The organism is Staphylococcus sp. HMSC065D05, assembly GCF_001813195.1.
Classification (GTDB): Bacteria; Bacillota; Bacilli; order Staphylococcales; family Staphylococcaceae; genus Staphylococcus; species Staphylococcus epidermidis.
In genome coordinates this window covers 1-14,937 of sequence record NZ_KV811770.1, presented here as the reverse complement: position 1 = coordinate 14,937, position 14,937 = coordinate 1, and the positions used below count along the sequence as shown (strand labels likewise).

Here is a 14,937-nt window from a genome sequence, read left to right as displayed (position 1 = left end):
TTTGTTAATAAAAGACTTAAAATGTTGTCTTATAAATGTTTTAAGTCTTTTGTTTTTTGAAAAATTACAAACAAAAAATTTTGATTTACGAAAACTTAAATTTGAAAAAAGTTTACTTTAATAGCGATTACTTATACTGAACTTGTGATTAAATCTTCAAAGGAGCAAAGACATGATACAAATCAAGGATTTAAACAAAGTTTACGACAATGGTAGTCACGCAGTTAAAGATTTCAATCTAGATATTGAGGACAATGAATTTGTAGTATTTGTAGGACCTTCGGGATGTGGGAAATCAACAACGTTACGTATGATTGCAGGACTTGAAGATGTGAGCAAAGGGACAATTAGTATCAACGATCAAGTAATCAATGATTTACAACCTAAAGATCGTAAGATTGCTATGGTCTTTCAAAACTATGCATTATATCCACATATGACAGTTTATAAAAATTTAGCTTTCGGCTTAAAAATGCGAGGAATCAAGAAGAAAATTTATGACGAAAAAATTCAACATGCAGCTCAAATATTAGAAATTGAAAACCTCCTCGACCGTAAACCTAAAGCCTTATCTGGAGGACAACGTCAACGTGTGGCACTTGGTCGAGCTATCGTTAGAGAAGCTCAAATCTTTCTCATGGATGAACCACTTTCTAATTTAGATGCTAAATTACGAAGTAACATGAGAAGCGAAATTATAAAAATACATAAACAAATGAAAGCAACAACGATTTACGTGACACACGACCAAACTGAAGCTATGACAATGGCATCACGTATCGTCATATTAAAACAAGGCGAAATACAACAAATTGGTACGCCTGAAGAAATTTATCGTCATCCTGTCAATGAATTTGTTGCCACTTTCATTGGTAGCCCATCAATGAATATGGTTCCAATGACCTACAACATGGATGCTTGGTACTTCGATGGACAAAAAGTGGCTGATGCTACATTACTTCAACTTGCATCGCATGCACAATACAGACTTGGTATACGACCTGAAGACTTACATCTTGTTAATGATAACGAAATAAGTAATTATCCAATCCAACTTTCTCAATTCACTGTAGACTTAGTTGAGTTAACTGGTTCATACAAATTACTTCACTGTCATCACAATGAGCATAAAATCATAGCAGCTGTAGATAGTAATTTGGATTTTGAATTAGGACAAACAGTTTCCTTCGGTATAAAAACGGAAGATGCACACTTTTTCGATTCTGATTCAGGCGAAAGAGTACAAGAGGAGGTTTTATCATGAGTAAAAACAAAAAACAAAGCCTTCAATCCGCTCATCAAAAACCTTTGTTAAAAAGAATGTGGGAACACAAAGTACTTTACTTAATGATTTTACCTTGTTTACTCTTTTTCTTGATTTTCAACTATATTCCAATGACAAGTCTTGTTCTGGCATTCAAAGATTTCCGCTTCGATACTGGTATCATCGGCGGTGAATGGAAAGGGCTATACTATTTTAAACGCTTTTTCTCTGACCCTCGCTGTATTCAAATTATTATGAATACGCTAATTATAAGTGGCATGAAATTGATTTTAGCTCTACCATTTCCAATTATTTTAGCCATTATGTTTAACGAAATTAAAGATTCTAAATTAGGTAAGATTAGAGGTTTATTTCAAGGCGTACTTTACATCCCTCACTTTTTATCTTGGGTTGTAGTTATCGGTATTTTCAAGAAATTACTCGCTCCAGATGATGGACTTATGAATCAACTGATCCATCAATTTGGTGGCGACGGGTCGACTTACTTTATGATGAACCCTGAGTATTTTCACACCATCATGTTTTCTAGTTATATATGGAAGAATGTAGGCTGGGATTCCATTATTTATTTTGCAGCAATTATGAGTATTAATCCTGAAATTTATGAATCAGCTGCGATTGATGGCGCGAATCGTTTCAAACAAATTATACATATTACCTTACCTATGTTAACGCCAACAATTGTTATCTTATTCATCATTTCTCTAGGCGATATTTTAAAAGCAGGATTCGATCAAATTTACCTACTCAAAACACCAGGTAACGCTAACGTTTCAGAAATACTGGATACATTTGTGATTCGTACTGGTATTGAACAAGGCGATTTCAGTTACGCAATTGCGATTAGCCTATTACAGGGTGTGATAGGACTTATCGCTGTCGTCATTATTAATAAATTCGCAGATAAGAAACTGGATACATCACTATATTAAGGAGAATGTACATGTTTAGAAAGTCTATGCTCATCTTAATGATTGCAGTCATTTTGTTCGTAACAGCATGTAGCAAAGATAAAACGCAAGATGAAGCGAAAAGAGAAGCAGATGCTAAAGGTAAACCAGATACATGGATTGCAGATAGAAAACTTAAAGGACTTGTGTTTCAAAGTGATAACGATGCCTCCCCTAAAATGAATAAAGAAGTCGCTCAAGAACTTAAGAAAAAGACTGGCATCACGTTAGAACTTCAAACCGTTTCTAATGAAGATTCCACAGAAGCATTAACTTCAGGACTCGCTTCAGGAGATTTACCCGACTTCATCGTTTATTACTTAGACGATAGTGGACGACCTGAAATGAAAGTACTAAATAAAGCAGCGAAACAAGGTCGACTCACAGACTTAACGAAAATGCTTAAAAACACAAAAATTTATAGTAAGTATTTCAAAAAAGGATATTTACCAAAAGATACGAAAGATAACATCATGTTTAATAAAGAACAAGATGGAACGTACCTTGTACATATGGGGATTAACCGTCATCCAGGACAAGAAGAACGTCGCACTGTAGGTGGTCCTTATGTCAGAAAAGATATCATGGATAAACTTCATATCGACCCTGCTTCTATCAAGACGTCCAAAGATGTAGAAAAACTTGCTGAAAAGATGAAAGAACACCACTTCAAAGATGATAATGGTAAAGAAATCACACCTATTGGCCCAACAGCATGGGGCGGTGACGATCGTACTAGATTCTATAATGACCTTGTGTGGACTGGTCAGTCTGATGAGAAATTTTTAAATAAAGGTAAGAAAATTATACATGAATCACAAACCGAATATCCACTTAAACGTGTACATTACGTTAAAGACCTTATGAAGAAAGGCTTAATGACAAAAGAGTTCTATACAATGGAAGAAAATAAAGCAAAAGAAGGACTCGTAAATGGCTCATGGGGCATTGTTTCAGATTTACATAACTATGTTACTGAAAATCAAAGTATGAAATACGTTCCACTTGGGCCACTCAATACAGTCAAAGGTAAATTTAGAGTTGAAAAGCCATATAAATCAGGCGCAAACGGTTGGGCTGTACCAAGTACGACTGAACATCCTGAAGACGTCGTTAAACTCGCTGATTTCCTTGCAAGTCGCAAAGGTAAATTACTCGGTCAGTACGGTATTAAAGGACGTGACTATACGTTAGATAAGAAAGGTAAACCTCATGTTAAACCTGAAGTGTTAAAAGAAGTTGAAAATAATCCAGACGAAGCTAAAAAACGTGGTTTTAGAGGTGCGGGTTCTTATTGGGCAGATCATCTTGGTTATACTGATATAGATAATAAAGCTGATTTCGGTGAAACTGAATACGGAGATAATACAAAAACGAAAAAGACGACTCCTGAAAAGATTGCTGATATGTGGCATTATGATGAAAGACAGAAACACGCCAAAATCGTAAACGGACTCACAGTAAAGTCATTCTTATCTAAATATGAATATGGCGAAGATTTAGAAATTGCACTCGATGATTATAGTGACGCTATTAAACGTGCTTATTATTCTCAATCAGACAAGGAAGCGAAACAAATTATTGATAGTGCTAAGCAACGTTTAGAAGAGGCAGGCTTAAATCAATTTGAAAGATACGTTGAAAATCAAAGAGATAAAAAAGGAACTCAAATTATTTATTAAGAGGTGGCAGAGACAATGAAAGTTTCACAAGATAAAAGTGCACTTGTCATTCGTATTATCTCATTAATCATTATTATTGGCTTAGTAATCACGATTATCCTCCCGATGATTAATATCTTTGCCTTAGCATTTAACTCTGGGGTAGATGCTCAAAAAGGTGGCATCACTTTCTACCCGCGTAAATTTTCACTAGATAATTTTAAGGAGATATTTAAACAAGGCACGTTATTAAATGCATTATTTATTAGTATCGCAAAGACAGTCATAGGAACGATACTAAGCGTCATATTAACAGCTATGGCTGCATACGTTCTAACAATCAAAAGTTTACCGTTTCGAAGAATCATCTCATTCTTCCTAGTCTTTACGATGTTATTCAGTGTCGGTGTTGTACCACTTTATATCCTATTAAATCAACTTCATTTAACTGATACATTCTGGGTATACATTTTACCGTCACTTTATAGCGTTTATAACATTTTAATTATGCGTACATTCTTCAATCAATTACCTAGTAGTGTGATTGAAGCCGCTAGAGTAGATGGTTGTAATGACTTTCAAATCTTTTGGAAAATTGTCTTACCCATGAGTAAACCCGTGGTGGCATCAATTACATTATTTAACGCCGTGAGTCAGTGGAATGATTGGTTTACAGGTGCATTCTTCGTACGTAATCCAAACCTCAAACCGTTAGCTACTGTTTTACAAGATATGTTAACGAAACAAGCTGCCATTGCAGATGCTTTAAAACAAAAGTCAGGTTCATATGCGATGTTAGACAAGTTGACAATTACAGGGGACTCAATGCAGATGGCAATGATTGTACTATTAACAATTCCAGTATTATTCCTCTTCCCATTTGTTCAGAAGCATTTTGTAAAAGGTATAACTATCGGTTCGACAAAAGAGTAAAGGAGACGAAACAATGACTACAATTCTACAATTAAGCGATTTACATATTGGGCCACACAATGATGAAAAAGATCAAAAAACTTACGATTTAATTCATCATATGATGACACACTATCAACCTGACATCACAGTATTAACAGGTGACCAAATTTGGTCTGAAGGCGTCATTGATTCAGGTCGCGTTTATAAGAAATTAATGGAGTATTTAAATCGATATGATACGCAAATTGCAACGACATTTGGTAATCACGATACAGAGGGGCATCTCAAACGTTCAGACTTACGCGCTATTGAGGACCAATATTCTACCAACTATGTACAGAAAAATCATAGCCTCATTGTTGATGATAAAGAAGCTTATACAATAGAAGTTGTAAACAACGATACAGTCACACATGTGCTTTATGTTATTGATGGAGGAGATTATAATCCATTTGGCATAGGTGATTATGATTTTATAAGACCTGAACATGTGAATTGGCTTAGGGAAACACATCAAGCATATCAAACTCAATTTCAACACAACTTTCAACATAACTTATTATTTACACATATTCCATTACAAGAATATAGAGAAGTTGAGAATATTGGTGAATATCATGGCATTTTCAATGAACCTATTGCGTGCTCAAAAATTAATTCCGGATTATTTAGTCAGATGTTACTAAACGGTGATATTGAAGGTATGTTCTGCGGTCATGACCATGACAATGATTTTACGATTAATTTATATGGGATTCGCCTTAGCTTTGGTCGTGTTGGTGGTTACAATACTTATGGTGATTTACAACGTGGGGCTAGATTAATTGAGTTGCAACCTGACGCTATATATAAATCGAAAGTGTTAGAATTTGATGATCGTTTCTAAAAGAACGTTTCGGTCATTATACATTCCTATTTTAATAGAACAACTTTTCATACTCATCATGGGTCAAGCTGATACATTGATGTTAAACAGCTATAGCACTGATGCCGTTGCTGCTTCGGGAATGATAAGCCAAATACTCATGCTCATCACGTTTCTGATTACAATCATTCATGTGGGTACAAATATACGTATTGTTCATTTGAAGGAACATCAACCTTCAAGTATTTCACAAGAGATTTATCATAATTTGTTGTTCAATATCATAGTATCTATCGTATTTACGATTGTGATTGGGATCGCATTCGAACTTATCTTACGACTTTTTCAGGTACCTCAAGATATATTCAAACTGACCTATCAATTTGGAATGATTATATTGAGTGTACTCACTTTAACGACCTGTCACATGTATATTGGTACTGTATTACGTGTCATGAATCATGCATCATCAGCTACACGCATTACTATCATTAGTAATGTGACTAATATCATTTTGAACGGTATCGTACTCTTTATTATTCCAGAATATGTAGGTAACCCTGTATTAGGTGTCGCGGTGGTAACAGCGTTCAGTCGTTTATTGGGATGTACTTTAGCTTTAATTGCGCTGATACAAATTTTCCGTCCATTCAAGCATTACTTCAAGCTGGGCTGGAAGAAAATATATCAGGTTTCGACATTAGGTATCCCAACAGCAGGTGAACAAATTTCTTATAATTTTGCACAGACATTTACAACTGCATTTATTGCGATGTTAGGCACTCAAGTCATCGCTGCGAAATCTGTTTCTACTGTTTTAAGCGGCCTGTCTTTTAGTTGTGCTATGGCATTTAGTGCTGCTAGCCAAATTTATTTAGGAAAATTTATATCCCGTCGACGTTACCGTACTTTAAAGAAAGTTGTTATAAAAAGTATTTGGTTTAATATCACACAATCTTTCATGATTATGACGTGTGTATTTATAGGATTTATAGTGTGTGGACGTTGGATAACACACGACTTACAAACCTATCATTTAATCATTTACTATCTTGTTATACTTTTTGGATTAGAACCGATACGTGCAATTAATAATCTAATTGTAGATTTATTAAACGTGACAGGGGATGTACGTTATCCAGTCACCGTGAGTGTTGTGACCACATGGTTGTTATTATTACCTGGAAGTTATCTATTAGGTATTCATTGGAGATTAGGTTATACAGGAATTATTTTAGTGAGTATTGCTGATGAAGCGCTGAGATTTATCATTATGTATCTTAGATGGCGAAATGATCGTTGGCAAGCACGAATGAAGCAGATTGGAGTATAGATAATTATGTATAAAAGAAATGAACGTTTGAATCTTATTCGTAAACGTGTTGATCAGTACGGACAGGTGGCAGTAAAAGATTTAGCTATATTCTTACAAGTTACGCCTGAAACCGTGAGAAAGGATTTAGAAACCTTAGAAAACGATAAACTGATTACACGTACACATGGAGGTGCGATACAATACAATCATATTAATAAAGAGAAATCATATGCGAATAAGTGGCAGAAACAATCACAAGTAAAAGAGCGTATTGCTAAGAAAGCTGCTTTGCAAATACAGTCTGGAGAAATTATTGTCATCGATGGTGGAACCACAACAGGGCGAATTCCTCAATATCTCAATGATATTACTCAGACCACGATTGTGACGAATTCTCTGAAGATTGCGGATGAATTGAATCGTGCTATAGAGGAGCAACGAATTCAAGCAGAAGTGATTATGCTTGCTGGAAAGACGAATACTGAACAAGATGTTGTGCGCGGGCATATGACGAATGAGTTATTACAACGTTTTAAATTTGATAAAGCTTTTATTTCATGTGGTTCGTTTGATACGAGTGATTGTTATGAATTTGATCTGGAAGAAGCGCATGCAAGTCACATTATGATTCAAAAAAGTCAACTGAGTTATCTCTTAGCGGATAGTAGTAAGCGAGATGCGCATGCGTCGTATCGTATTGATGGGTTTAGCGAAATTGATTATATGATTTCTGATTATGCTAAACCTCAGAATATAGAATATTTTAATCAGAAGCATTGGTTACAGATTTAACTTATAGAAAATGAAGCCTGAGACTTCGTCTTTTTTAAATAAAAGAAGACGCCTCAGGCTTTATTTAATTTTACGAATGGTGACACCTGAGGCTTTGCCCAAGTATAAGTGCCACTAGCAATGAATATTTTTTTCGTTGCAGTGGCACTAAAAAACAGCAGACCTCAAGTGTCAAAGGCCTACTGCTTTTATTGAAACGTCCTATCTTAACGTTAGTCTTTTACGGGCATATAAAAGGGGATAGTTGAAAATGACCAATCCAAAAGAACAACTTGTATGTGGGGGGAATGTTTTTCAATTGTTATTGATAATCATTTTCAATTAACATTATACATGATTGATAATGATTGTCAATTAGAAATATATACATTTTTTCGATTTAATTTAAATATAATGATAATGCTAGAGTGACTTTTTCTAAAGACAGTCTACTTATTCGACTATCTATTAAGGTGGTTCATGGTAAAATGATACTAGTTTCATAACAAATCATTTACAATTTTGAATTACATCTTTAGAAATACGAGTTAATTGTTTAAGATGTAGCGTGAGGTGCAAATATGACAAATATTTTAATCGTAGAAGATGAGCAAAATCTTGCTAGATTTATAGAGCTTGAATTAACTCATGAAAATTATACTGTTGATATAGAGAATGATGGAAAGGCAGGTTTGGACAAAGCATTATCTAAGCCCTATGATTTATATATTTTAGACTTAATGCTTCCAAACATAAATGGTCTAGAAATTTGTAGACAAATTCGTCAAAAAACAACTACTCCCATTATCATCATTACTGCAAAAAGCGAGACATATGATAAAGTAGCTGGGTTGGACTATGGGGCAGATGACTACATTGTAAAACCCTTTGATATAGAAGAATTGCTTGCAAGAATAAGAGCGGTATTGCGCAGACAGCCAGATAAAGATGTTTTAGATATCAATGGTATTATCATTGATAAAGATGCCTTTAAAGTTACTGTTAATGGCCATCAATTAGAATTAACTAAAACAGAATACGATTTACTATATGTTTTAGCTGAAAATCGTAACCACGTCATGCAACGTGAACAAATTCTCAATCACGTATGGGGGTATAATAGTGAAGTAGAAACGAATGTCGTTGATGTTTATATTCGTTATTTACGTAATAAACTCAAACCTTTTAATAAAGAAAAATCCATAGAAACAGTACGTGGCGTAGGGTATGTGATTCGATGATTAAGCGTCAAAAATTAAAATATAAATGGATGCTTATTACGACGCTCATTACCTTCACGACAATATTACTTTTCTGCTTAATTATTATTTTCTTTTTAAAAGATACTTTACGAAGTAGTGAAATTGACGAAGCTGAAAGAAGTTCAAATGATATCGCCAATCTGTTCCATTCAAAATCTTTAAGTGATATATCTGCATTGGATTTAAATGCATCCTTAGAAAATTTTCAAGAAATATTGATTTATGATGATAAGGGTAGAAAGTTAATTCAAACATCAAATGATAATACACTTGCTTATGATAACAAAATTGATTTCAAACATCCTGAACGTATACATATTCATAGAAGCCACGGTATTAATTACTTAGTAATAACTGAACCTATACGTTCGAAGGAATTTTCTGGATACAGTGTATTAGTCCATTCTCTTCAAAATTATGATAATCTCGTTAAATCACTTTATATCGTTGCACTTGCTTTTGGATTAATTGCAACCATTATAACCGCCGGCGTGAGTTATATCTTTTCTTCGCAAATTACTAAACCAATAGTTACAATGTCCAATAAAATGAATCAAATTAGAAGAGATGGTTTTCAAAATAAACTTGAATTAACTACAAATTATGAAGAAACAGACAATTTAATTGATACCTTTAATGAAATGATGTATCAAATAGAAGAATCTTTTAATCAGCAACGTCAATTTGTCGAGGATGCTTCACATGAATTAAGAACGCCACTACAGATTATTCAAGGTCATCTCAATTTAATTCAACGTTGGGGAAAAAAAGATCCAGCAGTTTTGGAGGAATCTTTGAATATTTCAATTGAGGAAGTGAATCGAATAACAAAACTTGTCGAAGAACTACTTTTACTTACCAAAGATAGAGTCAATCATAATGTTTTGGAATGTGAAAATGTAGACATAAATAGCGAGATTCAGTCACGTGTGAAGTCACTGCAACACCTACATCCAGATTATACCTTTGAAACACATCTTGCTACTAAACCTATCCAATTAAAAATTAACCGTCATCAGTTTGAACAACTTTTACTCATATTTATTGATAATGCAATGAAATACGATACTGAACATAAGCACATTAAAATTGTTACTCAACTAAAAAATAAAATGATTATGATTGATATTACTGATCATGGTATGGGTATACCAAAAGCTGACTTAGAATTTATCTTTGATAGATTTTATCGTGTAGATAAATCACGTGCACGTAGTCAGGGAGGCAATGGATTAGGACTATCAATAGCTGAAAAAATTGTACAACTTAACGGTGGTATGATTCAGGTTGAAAGTGAACTACAAAATTACACGACTTTCAAAATCAGTTTTCCAGTACTAAATTAAATAAATAGTATTATTTAAGTAACGAATGATTACGATCAAACAAGGGACAAATAAATTATTACAGGCTTAGATATTAACAATCCTTAAACTAGTACTATAAATGATTAAATCCATTGACACCTATCATTATAAATAAAGATTACGGACATTATACTAAGATGCTGATTAGAATAGCTATATCATGTCATACTAATGAAAGGAACTTCTTCACAAAAGTTCTCTTACTATAGACTTGACAATCTAAACTTGATAGATGGAGATAGCGATCATACGGGAGCGAGACTATGAATTTGGAGTAAATTCTGTCTTGCTCCTATTTTGTATAATAATAGGTAAATGTACTTTAACAATATATGAAATAATGCTATGATAACCATGTAAGCGTTTCATCATTTTTGTGGAGGGTGTTAAATGACTAAGAACAAGAAAGAATTTACAGAGGCTCCTGTAAACTTCGGTGCAAATCTTGGCCTTATGCTAGATTTGTATGATGATTATCTACAAGATCCATCATCCGTACCTGAAGATTTACAAGTCTTGTTCAGTACAATTAAAACAGGTGAAGCTCATATCGAAGCTAAACCTACCACTGATGGGGGTGGTTCACAAGCGGGAGATAGCACAATTAAACGTGTTATGCGCTTAATCGATAATATTCGTCAATACGGACATTTAAAAGCAGATATTTATCCAGTAAATCCTCCAGAGCGTCAAAATGTTCCTAAATTAGAAATCGAAGATTTTGATTTAGATAAAGAAACTTTGGAAAAAATATCATCTGGAATTGTCTCTGAACATTTTAAAGACATTTATGACAATGCCTATGATGCAATTGTTCGTATGGAAAGACGTTACAAAGGACCGATAGCTTTTGAATACACTCACATTAATAATAATAAAGAACGTGTGTGGTTAAAAAGAAGAATTGAAACGCCTTATAAAGCAAGTTTAAACGATAATCAAAAAAAAGAACTTTTCAAAAAACTCGCACACGTAGAAGGTTTTGAAAAATATTTGCACAAAAATTTTGTTGGGGCTAAACGTTTTTCAATTGAAGGTGTCGATACGTTAGTTCCAATGCTTCAACACACAATCACATTAGCAGGTAACGAGGGGATTAAAAACATTCAAATCGGTATGGCTCACCGTGGACGTTTAAATGTATTAACGCATGTCTTGGAAAAACCTTATGAGATGATGATTTCAGAATTTATGCATACAGATCCAATGAAGTTTTTACCAGAAGATGGTAGTTTAGAATTAACTTCAGGTTGGACATCAGATGTGAAGTATCACCTAGGTGGCGTTAAAACGACTAACTCATATGGAATAGAACAACGTATTTCTTTAGCGAATAATCCAAGTCATTTGGAAATCGTTGCACCCGTTGTTGCTGGTAAAACAAGAGCAGCACAAGATAATACACATCAAGTAGGAGGTCCATCTACCGACTTCCATAAAGCAATGCCGATTATTATACATGGTGATGCGGCATATCCAGGTCAAGGTATTAATTTTGAAACGATGAACTTAGGTAGTTTAAAAGGATATTCTACAGGTGGTTCACTTCATATTATTACAAATAATAGAATCGGTTTTACAACTGAACCTTTTGATGGACGTTCAACAACGTACTCTTCCGACGTAGCTAAAGGTTACGATGTTCCAATACTACACGTAAATGCCGATGATGTAGAAGCAACAATTGAAGCTATTGAAATTGCAATGGAGTTCCGTAAAGAATTTCATAAAGATGTAGTTATTGATTTAGTAGGTTATCGTCGTTATGGGCATAATGAAATGGATGAGCCTTCTATTACTAATCCAGTTCCATACCAAAATATTAGAAAACATGATTCAGTTGAAATTTTATATGGTAAAAAGTTAGTTGATGAAGGTATTATTTCTGAAGACGAAATGAATGAAGTCATTGACAGTGTTCAAAAAGAAATGCGAACAGCACATGATAAAATTGATAAAAATGACAAAATGAATAACCCAGATATGGAAAAACCAGAATCACTCCAACTACCTTTACAAAGTGATACGAAAGATTTCTCATTTGATCATTTAAAAGAAATCAATGATGCAATGCTTGATTATCCAAAAGATTTTCATGTACTGAAAAAGCTCAATAAAGTACTTGAAAAACGTAGAGAACCTTTTGAAAAAGAAGGGGGGCTCGTCGATTGGGCTCAAGCAGAGCAACTTGCTTTTGCAACCATATTACAAGATGGAACTTCAATTCGTTTAACAGGTCAAGATAGTGAACGGGGAACATTTAGTCATAGACATGCTGTGCTTCATGATGAAGAAAATGGTAATACATTCACGCCATTGCATCATGTACCTCAACAACAGGCTACTTTTGATATTCATAATTCGCCGCTATCTGAAGCAGCTGTAGTTGGATTTGAGTATGGTTATAACGTCGAAAATAAAGGTAACTTTAACATATGGGAAGCTCAATATGGCGACTTTTCTAATATGTCTCAAATGATGTTTGACAATTTCCTCTCAAGTTCTCGCGCAAAATGGGGTGAGCGTTCAGGTTTAACACTTTTCTTACCACATGCTTTTGAAGGGCAAGGACCAGAGCATTCATCGGCACGCTTAGAAAGATTTCTACAATTAGCCGCTGAAAATAATTCAACTGTAGTTAATCTATCTAGTGCAAGTAATTACTTCCATTTACTACGTGCGCAAGCCGCTAGTTTAGATACATTAGAAATGAGACCATTAATTGTCATGTCACCTAAGAGTCTTTTAAGAAATAAAACAGTAGCTAAACCTATTGATGAGTTTACATCTGGCGGTTTTAAACCTATCATCACAGAAGATATCGAAGAACAAAAAGTCAAAAGAGTGATTTTAGCATCAGGAAAGATGTATATTGACCTAAAAGAATATTTAGCTAAAAATCCTAACGATTCTATTCTTCTCATAGCAGTAGAAAGATTATATCCGTTCCCAGAAGAAGAAATTAAAGAAGTATTAAAATCGTTACCTCATCTTGAAAATGTGTCATGGGTTCAAGAAGAACCTAAAAATCAAGGTGCATGGTTATTTGTGTATCCTTATCTAAAAGCACTTGTTGCTAATAAATATGATTTAACTTATCACGGTAGAATACAAAGAGCTGCACCTGCTGAAGGCGATGGAGAAATTCATAAACTTGTACAAACTAAAATTATTGAAAGTAGCATTAACAATTAACTAGGGGGAAAAATAAGTATGGCAGAGGTAAAAGTTCCAGAATTAGCAGAATCAATCACAGAGGGTACCATTGCAGAATGGTTAAAAAATGTAGGCGATAATGTAGATAAAGGTGAAGCTATCTTAGAACTAGAAACAGATAAAGTTAACGTCGAAGTAGTTTCTGAAGAAGCTGGGGTATTATCAGAACAATTAGCCGAGGAAGGCGATACAGTTGAAGTAGGTCAAGCTGTAGCTGTAGTAGGAGAAGGACAAGTAAACACATCTAGCGATAGTTCTAACGAATCTTCACAAAAAGATGAAGCTAAAGAGAAAGAAACGCCAAAACAATCTAATTCGAATTCTAGTGAAAGTAAAAATACACAAGATAATAGCCAACAACGTATCAGTGCAACACCATCTGCACGTCGACATGCACGTAAAAATGGCGTTGATTTAAGCGAAGTATCCGGAAAAGGCAATGATGTTTTAAGAAAAGATGATGTTGAAAATAGTCAAAAATCTTCGAGTGAAACAGCTAAAAGTGAAAGCAAATCACAAAACAGTGGTTCTAAACAAACCAATAACAATCCATCAAAACCTGTTATTCGTGAAAAAATGTCTCGACGCAAAAAAACTGCTGCAAAAAAATTATTAGAAGTATCAAATCAAACAGCTATGCTTACTACATTTAATGAAGTTGATATGACAAACGTTATGGATTTACGTAAACGTAAAAAAGAGCAATTTATCAAAGACCATGATGGTACTAAATTAGGATTTATGTCCTTCTTCACTAAAGCTGCCGTTGCAGCTCTCAAAAAATATCCTGAAGTAAATGCTGAGATAGATGGCGATGATATGATTACTAAACAATTTTACGATATCGGCATTGCAGTATCCACTGACGATGGATTACTCGTACCATTTGTTAGAGATTGTGATAAGAAAAATTTTGCAGAAATTGAACAAGAAATCGCTAATTTAGCCGTAAAAGCTCGTGATAAAAAATTAGGCCTTGATGACATGGTTAACGGTTCGTTTACCATCACTAATGGCGGTATCTTTGGCTCAATGATGAGTACACCGATTATAAATGGTAATCAAGCAGCTATCTTAGGTATGCATTCAATTATTACACGCCCAATTGCAGTTGATAAAGATACAATTGAAAATCGTCCAATGATGTATATCGCATTAAGCTATGATCATAGAATCATCGATGGGAAAGAGGCTGTAGGATTCTTAAAAACCATTAAAGAACTCATTGAAAATCCTGAAGATTTATTACTTGAATCATAATTTGGAACCTAACATACTTAAAAAACAACGACGTAAATGGTACTGACCCCCTTAAACGGGAACTTAATAA

General features: G+C 34.2%; 11 protein-coding genes. All 11 read left to right on the top strand.

All coding sequences use genetic code 11. The features are described 5' to 3' along the window. Window positions 1-172 precede the first annotated feature (172 nt). Window positions 173-1,264 carry an ABC transporter ATP-binding protein gene (locus tag HMPREF2897_RS10380; protein WP_002446434.1) on the top strand — a complete coding sequence of 364 codons (1,092 nt, stop codon included), beginning with the start codon at window positions 173-175 and terminating at the stop codon, window positions 1,262-1,264. After that, window positions 1,261-2,217 (top strand): ABC transporter permease, encoded by a 957-nt coding sequence (locus HMPREF2897_RS10375; protein ID WP_070593165.1) that lies wholly within the window; start codon window positions 1,261-1,263, stop codon window positions 2,215-2,217. The genes HMPREF2897_RS10380 and HMPREF2897_RS10375 overlap by 4 nt, the downstream gene beginning before the upstream one ends. 11 nt (window positions 2,218-2,228) lie before the next feature. Continuing rightward, a complete protein-coding gene (locus tag HMPREF2897_RS10370) occupies window positions 2,229-3,917 on the top strand; it encodes an extracellular solute-binding protein (protein ID WP_070593161.1) in 1,689 nt (562 codons plus the stop codon). Window positions 3,918-3,932: 15 nt separating this feature from the next. After that, entirely contained in the window at window positions 3,933-4,829 is an 897-nt protein-coding gene (locus HMPREF2897_RS10365) for a carbohydrate ABC transporter permease (protein WP_001830948.1), read from the top strand. A gap of 13 nt (window positions 4,830-4,842) precedes the next feature. After that, window positions 4,843-5,697, top strand: coding sequence for a metallophosphoesterase family protein (locus HMPREF2897_RS10360; protein ID WP_002446430.1), 855 nt, complete (start codon window positions 4,843-4,845; stop codon window positions 5,695-5,697). Continuing rightward, a complete protein-coding gene (locus HMPREF2897_RS10355) occupies window positions 5,684-7,009 on the top strand; it encodes an MATE family efflux transporter (protein WP_070593159.1) in 1,326 nt (441 codons plus the stop codon). Before HMPREF2897_RS10360 ends, HMPREF2897_RS10355 begins: the two co-directional genes overlap by 14 nt. A 6-nt stretch (window positions 7,010-7,015) precedes the next feature. After that, window positions 7,016-7,783, top strand: a complete 768-nt coding sequence (locus HMPREF2897_RS10350; RefSeq protein WP_002446428.1) for a DeoR/GlpR family DNA-binding transcription regulator — start codon at window positions 7,016-7,018, stop codon at window positions 7,781-7,783. Between the two features lie 560 nt (window positions 7,784-8,343). Continuing rightward, the gene (locus HMPREF2897_RS10345; RefSeq protein ID WP_002476128.1) at window positions 8,344-9,003 is read left to right on the top strand and encodes a response regulator transcription factor; all 660 of its coding nucleotides are present in this window, start codon (window positions 8,344-8,346) and stop codon (window positions 9,001-9,003) included. Further along, window positions 9,000-10,370, top strand: coding sequence for a HAMP domain-containing sensor histidine kinase (locus HMPREF2897_RS10340; protein ID WP_002446426.1), 1,371 nt, complete (start codon window positions 9,000-9,002; stop codon window positions 10,368-10,370). Before HMPREF2897_RS10345 ends, HMPREF2897_RS10340 begins: the two co-directional genes overlap by 4 nt. A 411-nt stretch (window positions 10,371-10,781) precedes the next feature. Continuing rightward, a complete protein-coding gene (locus HMPREF2897_RS10335) occupies window positions 10,782-13,586 on the top strand; it encodes a 2-oxoglutarate dehydrogenase E1 component (RefSeq protein ID WP_070593157.1) in 2,805 nt (934 codons plus the stop codon). An 18-nt stretch (window positions 13,587-13,604) separates the two neighbouring features. Continuing rightward, complete coding sequence (gene sucB, locus HMPREF2897_RS10330; protein WP_002476124.1) at window positions 13,605-14,867, top strand: dihydrolipoyllysine-residue succinyltransferase; 1,263 nt, start codon at window positions 13,605-13,607, stop codon at window positions 14,865-14,867. Window positions 14,868-14,937 lie beyond the last annotated feature (70 nt).